At 63.0% G+C, this 16,816-nt stretch carries 13 protein-coding genes; 4 read left to right on the top strand and 9 right to left on the bottom strand.

Annotation, left to right across the window (positions count from 1 at the left end):
• Nucleotides 1-315 precede the first annotated feature (315 nt).
• The 8 genes from rpmG to AC0L26_RS25930 form a co-directional block, all read right to left on the bottom strand.
• The gene (gene rpmG, locus AC0L26_RS25965) at nt 316-483 is read right to left on the bottom strand and encodes a 50S ribosomal protein L33 (RefSeq protein WP_006201775.1); all 168 of its coding nucleotides are present in this window, start codon (nt 481-483) and stop codon (nt 316-318) included.
• Between the two features lie 171 nt (nt 484-654).
• On the bottom strand, nt 655-1,113 hold the full coding sequence (locus AC0L26_RS25960) for a YqfO family protein (protein ID WP_473635129.1): 459 nt from the start codon (nt 1,111-1,113) through the stop codon (nt 655-657).
• Between the two features lie 104 nt (nt 1,114-1,217).
• A complete protein-coding gene (locus tag AC0L26_RS25955) occupies nt 1,218-2,393 on the bottom strand; it encodes an MFS transporter (RefSeq protein ID WP_473635128.1) in 1,176 nt (391 codons plus the stop codon).
• A gap of 21 nt (nt 2,394-2,414) precedes the next feature.
• The gene (locus tag AC0L26_RS25950; protein WP_473635127.1) at nt 2,415-3,149 is read right to left on the bottom strand and encodes an NUDIX hydrolase; all 735 of its coding nucleotides are present in this window, start codon (nt 3,147-3,149) and stop codon (nt 2,415-2,417) included.
• 72 nt (nt 3,150-3,221) lie between these two features.
• Complete coding sequence (locus AC0L26_RS25945) at nt 3,222-3,674, bottom strand: DUF983 domain-containing protein (RefSeq protein WP_354492521.1); 453 nt, start codon at nt 3,672-3,674, stop codon at nt 3,222-3,224.
• Nucleotides 3,674-5,980, bottom strand: a complete 2,307-nt coding sequence (gene rnr, locus AC0L26_RS25940) for a ribonuclease R (protein ID WP_473635126.1) — start codon at nt 5,978-5,980, stop codon at nt 3,674-3,676. Before rnr ends, AC0L26_RS25945 begins: the two co-directional genes overlap by 1 nt.
• Before the next feature lie 6 nt (nt 5,981-5,986).
• The gene (gene topA, locus AC0L26_RS25935; RefSeq protein ID WP_473635125.1) at nt 5,987-8,614 is read right to left on the bottom strand and encodes a type I DNA topoisomerase; all 2,628 of its coding nucleotides are present in this window, start codon (nt 8,612-8,614) and stop codon (nt 5,987-5,989) included.
• Between the two features lie 448 nt (nt 8,615-9,062).
• Entirely contained in the window at nt 9,063-9,440 is a 378-nt protein-coding gene (locus tag AC0L26_RS25930) for a COG4315 family predicted lipoprotein (RefSeq protein WP_473635124.1), read from the bottom strand.
• A gap of 175 nt (nt 9,441-9,615) precedes the next feature.
• Between AC0L26_RS25930 and AC0L26_RS25925 the strand changes: the two genes are divergently transcribed.
• From AC0L26_RS25925 to AC0L26_RS25910, 4 genes are all read left to right on the top strand, one after another.
• Nucleotides 9,616-10,362 (top strand): cytochrome c biogenesis CcdA family protein, encoded by a 747-nt coding sequence (locus AC0L26_RS25925; protein WP_473635123.1) that lies wholly within the window; start codon nt 9,616-9,618, stop codon nt 10,360-10,362.
• Nucleotides 10,363-10,498: 136 nt separating this feature from the next.
• A complete protein-coding gene (gene glmU, locus AC0L26_RS25920) occupies nt 10,499-11,860 on the top strand; it encodes a bifunctional UDP-N-acetylglucosamine diphosphorylase/glucosamine-1-phosphate N-acetyltransferase GlmU (RefSeq protein ID WP_473635122.1) in 1,362 nt (453 codons plus the stop codon).
• A 234-nt stretch (nt 11,861-12,094) separates the two neighbouring features.
• Complete coding sequence (gene glmS / locus AC0L26_RS25915) at nt 12,095-13,918, top strand: glutamine--fructose-6-phosphate transaminase (isomerizing) (protein ID WP_352930647.1); 1,824 nt, start codon at nt 12,095-12,097, stop codon at nt 13,916-13,918.
• Between the two features lie 78 nt (nt 13,919-13,996).
• Nucleotides 13,997-14,755, top strand: coding sequence for a DUF502 domain-containing protein (locus AC0L26_RS25910; RefSeq protein WP_473635121.1), 759 nt, complete (start codon nt 13,997-13,999; stop codon nt 14,753-14,755).
• On the opposite strand, the gene recG is transcribed toward AC0L26_RS25910, so the two are convergent.
• Nucleotides 14,707-16,815 carry an ATP-dependent DNA helicase RecG gene (recG, locus tag AC0L26_RS25905; RefSeq protein WP_473635120.1) on the bottom strand — a complete coding sequence of 703 codons (2,109 nt, stop codon included), beginning with the start codon at nt 16,813-16,815 and terminating at the stop codon, nt 14,707-14,709. The genes AC0L26_RS25910 and recG overlap by 49 nt on opposite strands.
• Nucleotide 16,816 lies beyond the last annotated feature (1 nt).

The raw sequence follows: 16,816 nt of genomic DNA, 5'->3' as shown, positions 1-16,816 counted from the left end.
ATTGTTGATTTTCACAGGCTGTTGCGCAAATGTGCAGACCAATGACGGAACCGGCGCGAGGGTAGATCGCCGGGTCGATCCGAAGAATACCCCATGATTCAGGTCCGCCGCATCTCCTGGGTCCGTGGGGTCGGCCGGCCGGCGCTGGCACATAGTGGCCTCCTCGTACCGCTGCCAAACGCCGACCGGCCCCCTCTTTCCGAAAAGACATCGAGACTCTGCGCTAAGCCTTGGAAATATCGGACTTTTCGAAGCCTTGAAACAAAAACGCCGCCCACAGGGGGCGGCGTTTTGGCTTGAGAGCAAGAAACCAGATTACTTGATCTTGGTTTCCTTGAACTCGACATGCTTCTTGGCGACCGGATCGTATTTGCGGAACGACAGCTTGTCCGTCTTGGTGCGGCTGTTTTTGCTGGTCACGTAGAAGAAACCGGTGTCGGCGGTCGACAGAAGCTTGATCTTGATGTTTGCGGCTTTGGCCATGTTGTTCGTCCGTTATGTTCGTGGAGTTTTGGCCGCTGGAGCACGGGAAAACACCCGGACGCGGGAAACTTGGCGCGACACATAAAGTACGCGCCCGGAAAGTCAACCCCGCGAGGCTTCGGCGCAGTCTCTTACGTGCCGCACCAGAATATCAGCCGGCAACGTTCCTGACTATGCGTCTTCCCTAACCGGCGGAGCCACCTTCTTCCAATCTCCCGTGGTGTTCCACCAGCGGTTCGGGTTCGAGCGGTCGTCCAATCCCTTGGAGCGGCTGGCAAGGATCGGTTGAATGCGGATCACCGGCTCCTGATAGCTGTGGGCCTGGAATATCGCTTCGACAATACGGGCAGCCGATGCCTGGTCGTCGGGCAGCTCGAACGACACTTCCACCGTGCCATGCCGTCGGCGCAATTCCGTCTCGGCGCCGGCGGCCGCGCCTTCGAGCGGCCGGTAGCGCTCGATGCCGTGCGCCGACTGGTAGGCATTGCTGTCGTATTTGCCCATGGTGAGCGGCGCGATAGCGACCACCGCTTCCATGATGCGGTCGACATCGGAGGCCGGCGCTTGAAAGGTCACAAGCAGCAGCAATTCCATCCGTACCGATATCGTTTCAAACCCGGAGTCGATCATGATGGCATCCTCAGCGTAGTGGTGGTGGTGCTGACAATCTATCCAAGTGCTGCTGACACGGTTATGTCAGCAGCCTCTCGCCACGAGGCATCGATCGGCCCTTTCTAAAGGATTTTTCGGACGAGCCTGATGCCGACCAGCGCGATATAGAAGGCGAAGAACACGCCGAGCGCCCAGCCGAAGCCCGAGGGGCCGAAAAGGTCCATGCCGATGCCGATCGCTTGCGGGCCAAGCACCATGCCGACGCCGTAGCAAAGCACGAAGGCGGCGTTGGCGGAGGCCAGTTCGTGGCCGGAAAGCTGCGAGCCGAGATGGGCGAGGCCGATCGTGTACATCGCAGCGACCACGCCGCCCCAGACGAACAGAAGCGCCGCCATCAGGTGCCAGTTCTGCGCGAAGTGGGGCATGAAGATGGTGCCGGCAAGCCCGATGGTTGCGCAAGCCAGAAGCAGATAACGGCGGTCGCTGACACGGTCGCTGATCATGCCGAGCGGGATCTGCAACAGCACGTTGCCGAGACCGATCATGGTGAGCAGGAGGGCGGCGTCGGCCTCGGAGTAACCGATGCGGCTGCCATATATCGGGAACAGCGCAAAGCCGCCGGTCTCGACCGCGCCGAACACCAGCACCGCGGCGGTCGCCGTCGGCACCAACCAGATGTAGCGCAGAAAATTGCTGGTCTCGCCATTGGAGACGATCGTCGGGCTCTCGTTGCGTGCCGCCAGAACCGGAATGGCGGCCAGCGTCACCAGTGCCATGATGACGCCGAAGGGCAGGAAGCCGGTGCTTCCGAGACGGGAGAACAGCCATGGCCCGGCGGCAAAGCCGAGCGACAGCACGGTGGCATAGATACCGAGGACCAGGCCGCGCCGGTGCGGCGGCGCCGAGGTGCTGATCCAGAATTCCGACAGGATGAACAGCACCGTCAGCGCGATGTGCAGCAGGATGCGCAGCGGGAACCACATCCAGAAGTCCGGCGCGAAATGGAAGCCGACAAAGGCCAGCACTCCCGTGGCGATCATGGCCAGCATCGTCCAGGCGACGCCGAATCGCATGGCGAGCGGGGTGGCGAGCGGTGCGCCGGCGATCGAGGCGAACCCGGCGACAGCGGTGTTGAAGCCGATCATCGACGCGGAATGGCCGCGCGTTTCGAGGATGACGCTGAGCAGCGGCATGCCGAGGCCGATGGCAATGCCAACGACGCTGATCGACGAGATCGCGGCGATCATCGGCAGCCAGTGTACGCGTTCCTCGACCTCTTGCTGGGTATCGACCGTCATGGGATGTGAATGCTCTATGCTTTACAGAATTTCGCGGACGAAGCGATTGCGGACAAGCCGGTAGAACGGCACGGAACCGCCGGGGCGCAGCAGCGGATCGTCGACGAGCCGCTTCTCCAGCTCTTCGAGGATCGCCCTGGTGATATCGGGGATATCGGCCTGCCTGGCCTTGGCGAGCGGCAGCCAGACCAGTTCCTCCAGCTCGTTGGTCGGGCCGCCGTCCGGCAGTTCCACGGCGACGTCTTCGCGCCAGGCGCTGAAGAAGCGCGTGTCGAAGCGCCGCACGCGGTTCGGCGGCGTGATGGCACGCGCGATGAAGCGCAGCGCTTCCAGAGAAGGTTTTACGCTGTGTTCGGCAAACCCTTGCCAATCGCGCCTGCTCGTCGCGAAGGCGCCTTTCCGGCCGATCAACAGGCCTGCCTCCTCATAGGTCTCGCGGATCGCCGACAGGGCGATGGCGCGGGCGCGGGCCGGACTGATGCGGCCAACGCCGGCGGTCAGCCTCGTTTGTTCCTCGGGGTGCAACGCGGTGGCGACGGGGATTCGGCTGTCGGCAGGATCGGTGCGGCCACCAGGAAAGACGAATTTCCCCGGCATGAAGGCATGACGGGCGTGGCGCCGGCCCATCAACACCAGGAACTCGTCGCCCTTGCGGTCAAGCAGGATCAGCGTCGCGGCGTCGCGCGGGCGTATGGGCTTGGCGTCGAGCGCGATCCGCTCGACCTTGTCGACTTCCGCCTTGGTCATACCGTCCATGCGCACGACCTAGCGGAATCTTCTCCGATGCGAAAGTGGCGTCCAGCCATGCCGATTGCGCCAGCCTCGGTTTCAAGCCTCGGGATGCGACTCGATCAGATCTTCTTCCCCGCCGAAGCCATGCATATAGAACGCCCATTGCAGGCCTATGACGGCGCCCTTGACCGGCTGCAGCAAGACGACTGCCATGAGGATGGTCAACGGCACCCAGATAGCGATGTGCTGCCAGGTGGATAAGGTGGAGGTCGCTTCGACGCCCATAAACGCGCCCAGTACGATGTGGCCAACGATGACCACCACCAGATAGGCAGGCAGGTCGTCGGCGCGGTGGTGATGAAGCTCCTCGCCGCAGCGATCGCATTTGTCGACGGTCTTGACGAAAGCGCGAAACAGCTTTCCTTCGCCGCAATGCGGGCAGCGGCCAAGCGCGCCACGCTTCATCGCCGTCCATAACGGGCGGGCGACCCGGCCCGAGTGATGTTCGCCGCCGAAAACCTGTTGGTTCATTTTCAGTTCGCTTGGCATTACCGTCTCCTGCCGCGCGAGCCTGGACGCGATTGCGACGCCCGGGCGCGACCTTTGGCCTTGTGAAACGACCTGACAGAGCCGGGCAGCGGCTTTGGGTCGGTCAGCATCTCGAAACGCATCGCGCCGGCCATAGGCGCCACCTCGATCAGGCGAACCTCGACGCGGTCGGCAAGCTGATAGCCCTTGCCGGTGCGTTCTCCGAAAAGCGATCGGGCAGTTTCGTCGTATATATAGTAATCGCCGTCCAGACTTGACACCGGGATGAAACCATCTGCGCCATACTGCGGCAATTGGACAAATAGTCCCGATTTGGTGACGCCCGAAATGCGCGCGTCGAAACGCTCGTCGACACGCTCGGCCAAATAGGCGGCGATCAGCCGGTCGACCGTGTCGCGCTCTGCGGCCATGGCACGGCGCTCGGTGGCCGAGATCAGCGCGGAAACTTCTTCCAGCCGCTCCGCCTCGTCCTGCGTCAGTCCGCCCGCACCGAAGCCGAGCGCGGCAATCAGCCCGCGATGCACGATCAAGTCGGCATATCTGCGGATCGGCGAGGTGAAATGCGCGTAGCGCTTCAGATTGAGACCGAAATGGCCAATGTTGCTGGGCGAGTACTCGGCCTGCATCTGCGAGCGCAGCACCACCTCGTTGACCAGCCCCTCATGGTCGGCGCCGCGGACGCGATCCAGGATGCCGTTGAACTGGTTAGGCCGCATCTGCGCGCCGCGGGCCAGCGACAGGCCCAGCGTCTGCAGGAATTCGCGCAGCGATTCCTGCTTGGCGAGCGAAGGCGCGTCATGAATGCGATAGACCAGCGCCTGCCGTTTCGCCTCCAGCGTCTCGGCAGCCGCGACATTGGCCTGGATCATGAACTCTTCGATCAGCTTGTGCGCGTCGAGCCGCTCCGGCACGATCACTCGATCGACAGTGCCGTCCTCCTTGAGCAGGATTTTCCGCTCCGGCAGGTCGAGCTCCAACGGCTGGCGCGTGTCACGGCCGCGCTTCACGACGCCGTAGGCATCCCACAGCGGCTTCAGCACCGTGTCGAGGATCGGGCCGGTCTTGTCGTCCGGCGCGCCGTCGATCGCCGCTTGCGCCTGTGGATAGGCGAGTTTCGCCGCCGATTTCATCATGACGCGGTGGAACGAATGCCTGAGCTTGCGGCCATCGGCCGAGAAGGTCATGCGGACCGCCAGCGCCGGGCGGTCCTGGCCTTCGCGCAGCGAACAAAGGTCATTGGAGATGCGCTCCGGCAGCATCGGCACGACGCGATCCGGGAAATAGACCGAATTGCCCCGCTTCAGCGCCTCGCGATCGAGCGCAGTGCCATAACGCACATAGGCTGCGACATCGGCAATCGCCACGGTAACGATCACACCGCCGGGGTTCTTCTCGTCCGTATCCGGCGTGGCGAACACCGCATCGTCATGGTCCTTGGCGTCGGCCGGATCGATGGTGACCAGCGGCAGGTCGCGCCAGTCGTCCCGGCCGGCCAGCGACGCCGGTTTGACTGCCTCGGCCTCGGCGATGACGTCTGCCGGGAAAATATGCGGAATGTCATGGGCGTGGATGGCGATCATCGAGACCGCCTTTTCGCTGGTCAATGAGCCCAGAACCGCCAGCACCTTGGCTCTGGGCAGGCCGTAGCGGGAGGCCCGCGCCGGCTCAACCTCGACCAGATCGCCGTTCTTGGCGCCGTTCTGGAATTCCTTGTCGACGACCAGCTCCGGCTGGCGTCTTTCGACAGGCTCGATGCGGAAGGTACCGTCCTGCAGCACGCGGAAGACGCCGAGAACGGCTTCGGCGCGCCTCTCGAAGATCTTCATCACCCGCCCGGTATAGGAAGGGCCCGTCGCGTCATCGGTTGGAAAGGTTTTGGCTAACACGCGGTCGCCAATGCCCGGTGTCGGGCCGCCGCCGCCACGCGACATCCGGATCGCTATGACAGGGGGCTCGCCATTGCCCACGGCTTCGGTCGGGTGCGCCAGCAGCACGCCGTCGGCGTCGCGGCCAAAAATGTCGAGCACGGCGACATGGGGCAGGGCGCCGACACGGGCCAGCCGCTTGCGCTCCTTGGTCAGCAGGCCCTCGTCCTGCAGGTCGCGCAAAATATCCTTCAGCCAGATACGGTCCTCGCCGCGCAGCGCGAACGCCTTGGCGATGTCGCGTTTGCCGGAGCGATCCGGATTTTCGGCGATGTAACGCAGGATTTCGTCACGGGACGGCCGGTAGTCGTCTTTCACCTTGGCGCGGGTATCGGCGGTGCGCGGGTCGCCGCGGCTTCGTCCGGTGATCCTGCGCGCCACGATGTCCTATCCCTTTTTGTTGGCCGCTTTCTTGGCCGTCGGTTTTTTGGCTGCCGCAGGCTTTTTGGCAGGTGCGGCCGCCTTGCGGAAGGGCTTTCTGCCGCCATTGCCACCCTTGGCTTCCTTCTCGGCAATCAGCGCCACCGCGTCCTCGATCGTCACCGACTGCGGGTCCTTGCCCTTCGGCAGCGTCGCATTGACTTTGCCGAAATTAACATAGGGCCCGTATTTGCCGTCACGCACGACGATCTTGCCGCCGCCCGCCGGATGCTCGCCAAGTTCCTTCAAGGCGGCGGGCGTGCCGCCATTGCGGCCGCCCGGACCCTTCAACTGTTTCTCGGCGATGACCGAAACGGCGCGGTTGAGACCGATCGAGAACACATCCTCGATACTGTCGAGATTGGCATAGGTGCCGTCGTGCAGCACGAACGGACCGTAGCGCCCCAGTCCGGCCGAGATCATCTTGCCGGATTCCGGATGCTTGCCGACGTCGCGCGGTAGCGACAGCAGGGCGAGGGCCTTTTCGTGGTCGATCGAATCGGCGGTCCAGCCCTTTGGCAGGCTGGAGCGCTTGGCTTCCTTGCCATCGCCGCGCTGGATATAGGGGCCGAAACGACCGCTGCGCAGCGTGATTTCCTCCGCCGTGTAGGGGTCCTTGCCCAACACCTTGATGCCGTCCTCGCCATTGCCGTTTTCGCCATTGGGGTTGGCGGCGTCTCCAAGCTGACGGGTGAACGAGCATTCAGGGTAGTTGGAACAGCCGACAAAGGCGCCAAACTTGCCGAGCTTCAGCGACAAATTGCCGGAGCCGCATTTCGGACAGATGCGAGGGTTCGAACCGTCTTCCCGCGCGGGAAACACCAGCGGCGCCAGTTCTTCGTTGAGCGCGTCGAGCACGTCGGTGACGCGCAATTCCTTGATGTCGGCGACGGCGCCCGAAAAATCCTTCCAGAAATCGCGCAGCACGTCCTTCCAGGCGAGCTTGCCGTCGGAAATCTCGTCGAGTTTTTCCTCGAGTGAAGCGGTGAAATCATATTCGACATAGCGCTCGAAAAAGCTTTCGAGAAAGGCCGACAGCAGCCGGCCCTTGGCCTGGGGCAACAGCTTGCGCTTGTCCATGCTGACGTAGTCGCGGTCCTCGAGCGTCTTCAGGATCGCCGTGTAGGTCGAGGGACGGCCGATGCCGAGCTCTTCCAGCTTCTTGATCAGCGAGGCTTCCGAATAGCGCGGTGGCGGCTCGGTGGTGTGCTGGGTGGCGTTGATCGCCTCGCGGGCGAGCTGTTCGCCGGCGCGGATCTCAGGCAGACGGCGGTCTTCCTCGTCTTCCGAATCCTCGTCCTTCTGGTCAGTGTAGGCGGCAATGAAGCCGTCGAAGCGAATGACTGAACCGATGGCGCGCAACTCCGCGGTGCGGGCGCCGTTGACCGCCTCGATCTCGGCCGTAGTGCGCTCGATCTCGGCCGGCTGCATCTGGCTGGCGATGGCGCGTTTCCACACGATCTCGTAGAGCCGTGCCTGATCGGCATCGAGATATTGCCTGACCGAAGCGGGCGTGCGCATGAAATCGGTCGGGCGGATTGCTTCGTGCGCCTCCTGGGCGTTCTTGGCCTTGGTCGTGTATTGGCGCGGCTTCTCGGGCAGATATTTTGGGCCGAACTCCTTGGCGATCGCATCGCGCGCGGCCGATATCGCCTCGGGCGCCATCTGTACGCCGTCGGTTCGCATATAGGTGATCAGGCCGGTGGTCTCGCCGCCGATGTCCATGCCTTCATAGAGCCGCTGCGCCACCTGCATTGTGCGGGTGGCCGAAAAGCCGAGACGCGAGGAGGCCGCCTGCTGCAGCGTCGAGGTGGTGAAGGGCGGGCCCGGATTGCGCTTGGTCGGCTTGGCTTCGACCGAGAGCGCCTTGAAGGTCGCGCCTTCCAGCATCGCCTTGATGTCGTCGGCCTGCGCCTTGTTGGAAATGTCGAGCTTTTGCAGCTTCTTGCGGTCGAAGGCGGTCAGCCGCGCCTCGAAATTTTCCTTGCGCGGCGTGCCGAGGAGAGCTGATATCTGCCAGTATTCCTCGCGAATGAAGCGCTCGATCTCCAATTCGCGGTCGCAGACGAGGCGCAATGCCACCGACTGGACGCGGCCGGCGGAACGGGCGCCCGGCAGCTTGCGCCACAGGACGGGCGACAGGGTGAAGCCGACGAGATAGTCGAGCGCACGGCGGGCGAGATAGGCATCGACCAGCGGCGCATCGATCTGGCGCGGATTGGCCATCGCTTCCAGCACCGATGATTTGGTGATGGCGTTGAAGACGACGCGGCTGACCGGCTTGTCCTTCAGCGCGCGCTTCTGCTTCAACACTTCCAGAACATGCCAGGAAATGGCTTCACCCTCGCGATCCGGGTCGGTGGCGAGGATCAGCCCGTCGGCATCCTTGACCGCCTTGGCGATGTCGGCAAGACGTTTGCCCGAGGCAGTGTCGACAGCCCAGGACATGGCAAAATCCTCGTCCGGACGCACCGAGCCATCCTTGGCCGGCAGATCGCGGACGTGACCGAACGAGGCCAGGACCTTATAGTTCTTTCCGAGGTACTTGTTGATTGTCTTCGCTTTGGCCGGCGATTCGACGACGACGACGTCCATGAGGTCTCATATCAGCTGTGGTGCGGCAGAAGAATTCCGCTGCGCGCGACGAAATCTCGTACAATTGTCGCTCACATGGCCGGGCTTTTGCATCCGGTCAAGGGGAAGCGCCCAAAATGCAGTCCTGCATTGAGTGCACAACCCAAGTGCGAGTCATGTGATATCCGCAATCTCGGATAAGGGAGCGGGCTGCCTATCGTTGGACAGCCGGCAATGAATCCGGGAGTACGGGACAAATTCCTCCGCGGATATAAGAGAAACATCGATCATGCGCCAGCCCCAGCCGGAGAGACATCCGGCATGATGCTCGGTCGGGTGGGCGATACTGGCGCCGCGAGTGGGCTAGAATGCTCAGCAGGACAGTGCAAGAAGCTGGCCGCCGGAAGCCTGCGGGGATACACGCAGCCAGCGATTTCCCGCCGGTCAGGCGGGGATGCAGGTTCGGGGCTTAGTCGGCCTTGGCTATGTGCCAGACGCCGCCGACGCCATCGCCGGTCACATCGCCGGCCTTCTTGTCCTTGATGAACGTGTAGAGCGGCTTGCCCTCATAGGCCCACATCTTGATGCCGTCGGTGCGGTCGACGATCGTCCATTCGCCCTCGGCCTTGGCATCGGCCTCGGCTTTCAGCGGCGGCCAATTGGTGGCGCATTTGTCGTAGCAGTTCGACTTGCCCGTCTCGTCCTTGTCGTAGGTATAAAGGGTCATGCCGTTGGCATCGGTGTAGATCTTGGTGCCGCCGATATCGGCTTCCTTCCACGCTTCCGCGGCATAAGAGGCGGCGGTGCCAAGCAAAAGCAGCGTCAGCCCGACTGTGATCGATTTCATGAGGTTCTCCCTGATATGATCGAGAAGCGCGCGGAAAGTCGCGGCCTCGTTGCATCAACGCGCCTGGTGTGCCGTTTCTTCCTCGATGCAGGGCGGCAACTTGCCACGCAATGGTGATTGGCGGACAAGCTCGTGCGCCGCTATATCGGCGCCGCTACGGTTGGAGTTTCGGGAAATGGCATTGGATATCGGCTATGTCAGCGCGGTCGGGGCGGGGGCGATCTCGTTCCTGTCGCCTTGCGTGCTGCCGCTGGTGCCGCCCTATCTCTGCTATATGGCCGGTGTGTCGGTCGATGATTTCCGTGGCAATGCCGGCGTAACGGCCAAGGCCGACGCGCGCAGAGCGCTGCTTTATGCCTCGATCGCCTTCGTTCTCGGCTTCTCCACCGTCTTCGTGGCGTTGGGCGCCGGCGCCTCGACCATCGGCCGGTTGCTGCGCGTCTGGCAGGAACCGCTGGCGATGGCTGCGGGCGTGCTGATCATCCTAATGGGGTTGAATTTCCTCGGCATATTGCGCATCCCGCTGCTGTCGCGCGAGGCGCGTTTCCAGTCGCAGGGCAAGCCGGCCAGTATCGTTGCCGCCTACGTCATGGGACTGGCTTTCGCCTTCGGCTGGACACCCTGCATCGGACCGGTTCTGGGACCGATCCTGACGCTGGCCGGCGGCCGCGAGACGGTGGGCGAGGGCGCGGCTCTGCTTGCCGCCTATTCGCTCGGCCTCGGCATTCCGTTCCTGATCGCGGCGCTGTTTTCCGGCGCTTTCATGCGCTTCCTCTCCAAATTCCGCGTCCATCTCGGCCGTGTCGAAAAGGCAATGGGCGCGCTGCTGGTCGTCGCCGGCGTCTTTTTCCTGACCGGCGGCGTCCAGGCCGCGTCCTATTGGCTGCTGGAAAATTTCCCTGTGCTGGGGCAGTTGGGGTAGAGCTCCTGAGCCGTGGACCCGCTGATTAAGAGTCAGCTGCTCTGCCGTCTCACCGGAATTTAACCGCATTGGTGCAGCATGGCGCCAATGCTAGACATGCGTTGATTCCCAACCCTTTTCATATGGTTGCCATTCCATGAGCCAGAGAACCTGCCTGTCCGTCATCCTCGCCGCCGGCGAAGGCACGCGCATGAAGAGCGCCGTGCCGAAAGTGCTGCACACAATCGCCGGCCTGCCGATGGTCGCCCATGTCGTGAGAGCTGCCGAGGCCGCCGGAGCGGGCGATCAGGCACTGGTGATCGGCCATGGCGCGGAAGAGATGCGCAAGGCCACGCAAAAGTTCGCGCCGAAGGCGGAGACCTTCGTCCAGGAAAAACGCCTCGGCACCGGACATGCCGTTCTGGCTGCTCGTGACGCGATATCAAAGGGTTACGACGACATCCTGGTGATGTTCGGCGATACGCCGTTGATCGAACCGGAGGTGCTGACTGCTGCGCGCTTGAAGCTGGCCGAAGGTGCTGCCGTCGTTGTGGTCGGCTTCCGCACGTCAAATCCTTCCGGCTATGGCCGGCTGATCGAAAAAGGCGGCAAGCTCGTCGCCATCCGCGAGGAGAAGGACTGCACCGACGAGGAGAAGAAAATCACCTTCTGCAATGGCGGGCTGATGGCGGTTGCGGGCAAGCATGCGCTGCAGCTGCTTGATCAAGTCGGCAGCAACAACGCCAAGGGCGAATATTACCTCACCGACATCGTCGAGATCGCCGGCGGGCTGGGTTTTGATGTGGTTGCCACGGAAGCCAGCTTCGAGAACGTGCTCGGCATCAACAACCGCGCCGAACTCGCCGAAGCTGAAGGCATCTGGCAGCAGCGCCGGCGGCGTGAGGCCATGCTCTCCGGCGTCACGCTGATCGCGCCCGAAACCGTGTTCTTTTCCCACGACACTGAGATCGGCGCCGACACTATCGTCGAACCCAATGTCTGGTTCGGACCAGGTGTGAAGATCGCCACGGGCGCCAAGATCCATGCTTTCAGCCATATTGAAGGCGCCACCATCGCCTCGAACTGCGATGTCGGCCCGTATGCGCGACTGCGGCCGGGTGCCGATCTCAAGCAGAAGGCCAAGGTCGGCAATTTCTGCGAGGTCAAAGGGGCGACGATCGAGGAAGGCGCCAAGGTCAACCACCTGACCTATATAGGCGATGCCCGTGTTGGCGCCGGCGCCAACATCGGCGCTGGAACCATCACCTGCAATTATGACGGCTATTCGAAGTTCTTCACCGACATCGGCGAGGGCGCTTTCATCGGCTCGAACTCCTCGCTGGTGGCGCCTGTTGCAATCGGCAAGGGCGGCTACATCGCTTCGGGAAGCGTGATCACCGAAAGCGTCCCCGACGACGCGCTGGCCTTCGGCCGCGCCCGCCAGAGGACGCTGGCCGGTAAGGGCAAGGAATTGCGCGAGCGTTTTGCTTCGGCCGCGGCGGCCCGGAAAAAAGCCTAGCCGCGACGACTGCATCATGTCTTTGACGGATTTCGGGAACCGCTGCGCGCGGTAGGATGCGCGTACGGAAAAACCGAGCGATTGCGGTAACCGGATTGCAAGGGCGCTCTGGCATGGTGCATGTGTGCAAGAGCAGTTCCGGCTGATACGGGACGAAACGCAATGTGATTTTCGCGGCAGCCCGGCCGTCTCTAATGGCGCTGGGTTTCATGCCGGAATCGGGGGCAAACGTCTATGTGCGGTATTGTCGGAATTGTCGGTCACTCGCCGGTCGCGCCACTCATCGTCGATGCGCTGAAAAGGCTCGAATATCGCGGCTACGATTCCGCCGGTGTCGCCACAATCGAGCATGGCAAGCTTGGGCGCCGCCGCGCCGAGGGCAAGCTGGTCAATCTCGAGCGCCGGCTGAAGGACGAACCACTCGACGGCACGATCGGCATCGGCCACACGCGCTGGGCAACGCATGGCGTGCCGAACGAAACCAACGCGCATCCGCATTTTTCCGACGGCGTCGCCATCGTCCACAACGGCATCATCGAGAATTTCGCCGAATTGCGCGACGAGCTGATGCGCGACGGCTACAAGTTTTCATCGCAGACCGACACCGAGGTCGTCGCTCATCTGGTGGCGCGCGAACTGGCCAGGGGCCTGAAGCCGGTCGAGGCCGCCCACCAGGCACTGAAGCGGCTGGAAGGCGCCTTTGCGCTGGCCATCATGTTTAAGGGCGACGAGGATTTGATCGTCGGCGCGCGCAACGGCCCGCCGCTGGCCGTCGGTCATGGTGAGGGCGAGATGTTTCTGGGCTCCGACGCCATCGCGCTTGCCCCGTTCACCAATTCGATCACCTACCTGGAGGACGGCGACTGGGCGGTTGTGCGCCGCAACGAGGTCGCCATCTTCGACATGGACGGCAACAAGGTCGACCGCAAGCGCCAGCAGTCGCTCAGCACCAGTTTCATGGTCGACAAGGGCAATCGGCGCCATTTCATGGAGAAGGAAATCCATGAACAGCCCGAAGTGATTTCGCACACGCTGGCGCATTACGTGGATTTTGTCAGCGGTGTCTCGAAGCCGCTCGACCTGCCGTTCGATTTCGCCAAAATCGACCGGCTGGCGATTTCGGCCTGCGGCACCGCCTATCTGGCCGGCCTGATCTCCAAATACTGGTTCGAACGCTATGCGCGGTTGCCGGTCGACATCGATGTCGCTTCCGAATTCCGCTACCGTGAAATGCCGCTGTCGAAGACCGACGCTGCGTTCTTCATCTCGCAATCGGGCGAGACCGCCGACACGCTGGCGTCCCTGCGCTATTGCCGCAAAGCGGGCATGAAAATCGGCGCGGTCGTCAATGTCCGCGAATCGACGATGGCGCGCGAATCCGACGTCATCCTGCCGACTCTAGCCGGGCCGGAGATCGGCGTCGCCTCGACCAAGGCCTTCACCTGTCAGCTTTCGGTGCTGGCTTCGCTTGCCGTGCGGGCCGGCGTGGCGCGCGGAACGATTTCGCATGAACAGGAGAAGGCCCTGGTGCGCGCGCTGTCTGAAGCGCCGCGCTATGCCAATCAGGTCCTGAAGCTCGACGAGCAGATCGAAAAGGTCGCGCGCGACCTCGCCCACTACAAGAACGTGCTTTATCTCGGCCGCGATACCAATTTCCCGCTGGCCATGGAAGGCGCGCTGAAGCTCAAGGAAATCTCCTACATTCACGCCGAGGGCTATGCCGCCGGCGAATTGAAGCATGGGCCGATCGCGCTGATCGACGAGAACATGCCTGTCATCGTCATTGCCCCGCATGACCGCATCTTCGAAAAAACCGTATCGAACATGCAGGAAGTGGCGGCGCGCGGCGGCAAGATCATCCTGATCACCGACAGCAAGGGCGCCGCGCACGCCACGGTGAAGACGATGGAAACGATCGTGCTGCCGGATGTGCCGGAAATCATCTCACCGATCATCTACGCGCTGCCGATCCAGATGCTTGCCTATTTCACCGCGGTATTCATGGGTACCGACGTCGACCAGCCGCGCAACCTGGCGAAATCAGTGACTGTGGAGTAAGCGTGGTTTAAAAAATTCGCAGTTCCAAAGCCGAACGCGGTTAACTAATGTGCGCCGCAATCAGCGCTGCGGTGAACCATGTCGGATGCTCCCAGAACTTCAGGCATGACCCGGCTGCGGAATTATTTCCTGACAGGCTTTGTCGTCTGCGCGCCGCTGGCGATCACCGCCTACATCGCCTGGTCATTCATCGGCTGGGTCGATTCCTGGGTGAAACCCTATATTCCGGCGCGCTACAACCCCGATAGCTATCTGCCGGCGCCGGTTCCGGGATTCGGACTGATCGTCGCTTTGGTCCTGATCACCCTGATCGGTTTCCTGACCGCCAACATCGTCGGCCGCGCCATCGTCAACTTCGGCGAGCGGCTGCTCGGCCGCATGCCGCTGGTGCGTGGCATCTACGGCTCGCTGAAGCAGATCTTCGAAACCGTGCTGTCGAACAAGGGCGACATGTTCCGCCAGGTCGGGCTGGTCGAATACCCGCGCAAAGGCGTCTGGTCGCTGGTCTTCGTCGCCAGCGAGAAGGAAACCGAGATCAACCAGAAGCTCGACCAGGAAGGCAACCCGCTGATAGCGGTGTTCATGCCGTGCACGCCCAACCCGACCACCGGTTTCCTGATGTATGTGCCGAAATCCGATGTCGTGCTGCTCGATATGACCATCGAAGATGGTGCCAAACTGATCGTCTCGGCCGGGCTGGTCGCACCGGAGGTCAAGACGAAAATGGTGACGTTGAACGGCAAGCAGATCGGCGTTCAGATCGCCAATCCGCCGGTGGGTGTCGGGCCTCAGCCGGCGCGCAAGAGCCGCACCGCTTCGTCGCGGCCGAACAAATAAAGCAGCATGCGAAGGGCTGCGCCGCGTTCGGATTGCAGCTCGGGATCGCGCGACAGGATCAGCCGTGCGTCGTCGCGGGCGGCTTCGAGCAGGTCGGCATGCGCCTCGATGCGCGCCACCTGGAAGCCCGGCGTGCCGGACTGGCGGGTGCCCAGCAGCTCGCCTTCGCCGCGCAGCTTCAGATCCTCCTCGGCGATGCGGAAGCCGTCCTCGGTCTCGCGCATCACCGACAACCGGCGCGTTGCCGTCTCGCCGAGTGGGTCCTTGTAGAGCAGCACGCAGGAGGACGGTTTTTCGCCGCGCCCGACCCGGCCGCGCAACTGGTGCAGCTGGGAGAGGCCGAAACGCTCGGCATGCTCGATGACCATGATCGTCGCATCCGGCACATCGACGCCGACCTCGATGACCGTGGTGGCGATCAGGATGCGTGTCTCCCCGGCCTTGAAGGCGCGCATCGCCTCGTCCTTGTCGGCGCCCTTCATGCGCCCGTGCACCAGGCCGATCTGTTCGCCGAACAAAGGCTTCAGCGAAGCAAAACGATCCTCTGCCGACATCAGCTTGATCTCTTCGGACTCCTCGACCAGTGGACAGATCCAGTAGATCTTCTGGCCGTCGGCGACGGCGTCGCGCATGCGCCCGACCAGTTCGTCGAGCCGTTCTAGCGGCAGGGTGACGGTGCGGATCGGCTGGCGCCCGGCCGGTTTTTCGGTCAGCTTCGAAACATCCATATCGCCGAAAGCGGTCAGCACCAGCGTGCGCGGGATCGGCGTCGCCGTCATCACCAGCATATCGGGCGCATCGCCCTTCGCGGTGATGGCAAGCCGCTGGTGGACGCCAAAACGGTGCTGTTCGTCGATGACGGCGAAGACGAGGTCGTGGAATATCACCGTTTCCTGGAACAGGGCGTGGGTGCCGACGACGATGTCGATTTCGCCACTGGCCAGGCCTGCCAGCGTCTCGGTGCGCTCGCGGCCCTTTTCGCGACCGGTGAGGATGGCAATGCGCAAGCCCGCTTGTTCCGCCAAAGGTGCAATCGTCGCAAGATGCTGGCGCGCCAGGATTTCGGTCGGCGCCATCAATGCCGCCTGGCCGCCCGCCTCGACGGCGCGCCCCATGGCGAGCAGCGCGACAACCGTCTTCCCCGAGCCGACATCTCCCTGCAGTAGGCGCAGCATGCGTTCGGGGTCACCGAGATCGGCGTTGATTTCGGCCAGGGGGAATTCCTGGCTGGTAGTCAGTGAATAGGGCAGGGCTTTGCGCAGCTTTTCGACGATGCGGCCGTCGCCAATGAGCGGCCTGCCGGACAGGCGGCGGACTTTTGCCCGTACCAGCGCCAGCGACACCTGGCCTGCCAGAAACTCGTCATAGGCGAGACGCCGCCAGGCTGCGCCGTCGACGGATACGTCGATCGGGTCGGCGGGATTGTGGATGCGGGCGAGCGCGTCGCCGAAAGCAGGAAAGCTCTGGCGGCGCATAAATGCGTCGTCTTGCCATTCCGGCAGCACCGGCAAACGGGCGAGTGCCTGGCCGATCGCCCGGCGCAGCACTTTTCCCGAAAGCCCGGCAGTGAGCGGATAAACCGGTTCGACCAGCGGCAGGTTTTCCGCGTCGCTGGCCAGCGCGATGTGGTCGGGATGAACCATGGTCGGTCTGCCGTTGAACCATTCCATGCGCCCGGAGACGACGACATGCTCACCTTCGGGCATCGCCTTCTCGAGATAGGCGGCGTGCGCATGGAAGAAGGTCAGCGCGATCTCTCCGGTGTCGTCATGGGCGTAGACCCGGTACGGCACCGATCTGTTGCCGCGCGGCGGCGGCTGGTGGCGGTCGATGCGCACATCGAGAGTGACGATCGCGCCTTCGGCCGAACCGGCGATACCCGGCCGGTTGCGGCGATCGATCACAGTGTGGGGCAGCACGAACAGAAGGTCGCCGGCGCGCGCAGCTCGATCGCCAAGATCGGCCGGCACCACCTTCTCGATCAGTGCACCGACCTTCGGCCCAACGCCGGCAAGCGAGATGATCGGGACAAACAGCGGATCGAGGAGGGAAGGGCGCATG

It is taken from the genome of Mesorhizobium sp. WSM4823 (assembly GCF_055811195.1).
The sequence above is the reverse complement of the archived record's forward strand: the minus strand, read 5'-3'. Positions and strand labels throughout refer to the sequence as shown.

Excerpts from the sequence above, each read along its gene's own strand:
- rpmG (WP_006201775.1), bottom strand. The coding sequence starts at position 483 with ATGGCCAAAGCCGCAAACATCAAGATCAAGCTTCTGTCGACCGCCGAC.
- AC0L26_RS25960 (WP_473635129.1), bottom strand. The coding sequence starts at position 1,113 with ATGATCGACTCCGGGTTTGAAACGATATCGGTACGGATGGAATTGCTG.
- AC0L26_RS25955 (WP_473635128.1), bottom strand. The coding sequence starts at position 2,393 with ATGACGGTCGATACCCAGCAAGAGGTCGAGGAACGCGTACACTGGCTG.
- AC0L26_RS25950 (WP_473635127.1), bottom strand. The coding sequence starts at position 3,149 with ATGGACGGTATGACCAAGGCGGAAGTCGACAAGGTCGAGCGGATCGCG.
- AC0L26_RS25945 (WP_354492521.1), bottom strand. The coding sequence starts at position 3,674 with ATGCCAAGCGAACTGAAAATGAACCAACAGGTTTTCGGCGGCGAACAT.
- topA (WP_473635125.1), bottom strand. The coding sequence starts at position 8,614 with ATGGACGTCGTCGTCGTCGAATCGCCGGCCAAAGCGAAGACAATCAAC.
- AC0L26_RS25930 (WP_473635124.1), bottom strand. The coding sequence starts at position 9,440 with ATGAAATCGATCACAGTCGGGCTGACGCTGCTTTTGCTTGGCACCGCC.
- AC0L26_RS25925 (WP_473635123.1), top strand. The coding sequence starts at position 9,616 with ATGGCATTGGATATCGGCTATGTCAGCGCGGTCGGGGCGGGGGCGATC.
- glmU (WP_473635122.1), top strand. The coding sequence starts at position 10,499 with ATGAGCCAGAGAACCTGCCTGTCCGTCATCCTCGCCGCCGGCGAAGGC.
- glmS (WP_352930647.1), top strand. The coding sequence starts at position 12,095 with ATGTGCGGTATTGTCGGAATTGTCGGTCACTCGCCGGTCGCGCCACTC.
- AC0L26_RS25910 (WP_473635121.1), top strand. The coding sequence starts at position 13,997 with ATGTCGGATGCTCCCAGAACTTCAGGCATGACCCGGCTGCGGAATTAT.
- recG (WP_473635120.1), bottom strand. The coding sequence starts at position 16,815 with ATGCGCCCTTCCCTCCTCGATCCGCTGTTTGTCCCGATCATCTCGCTT.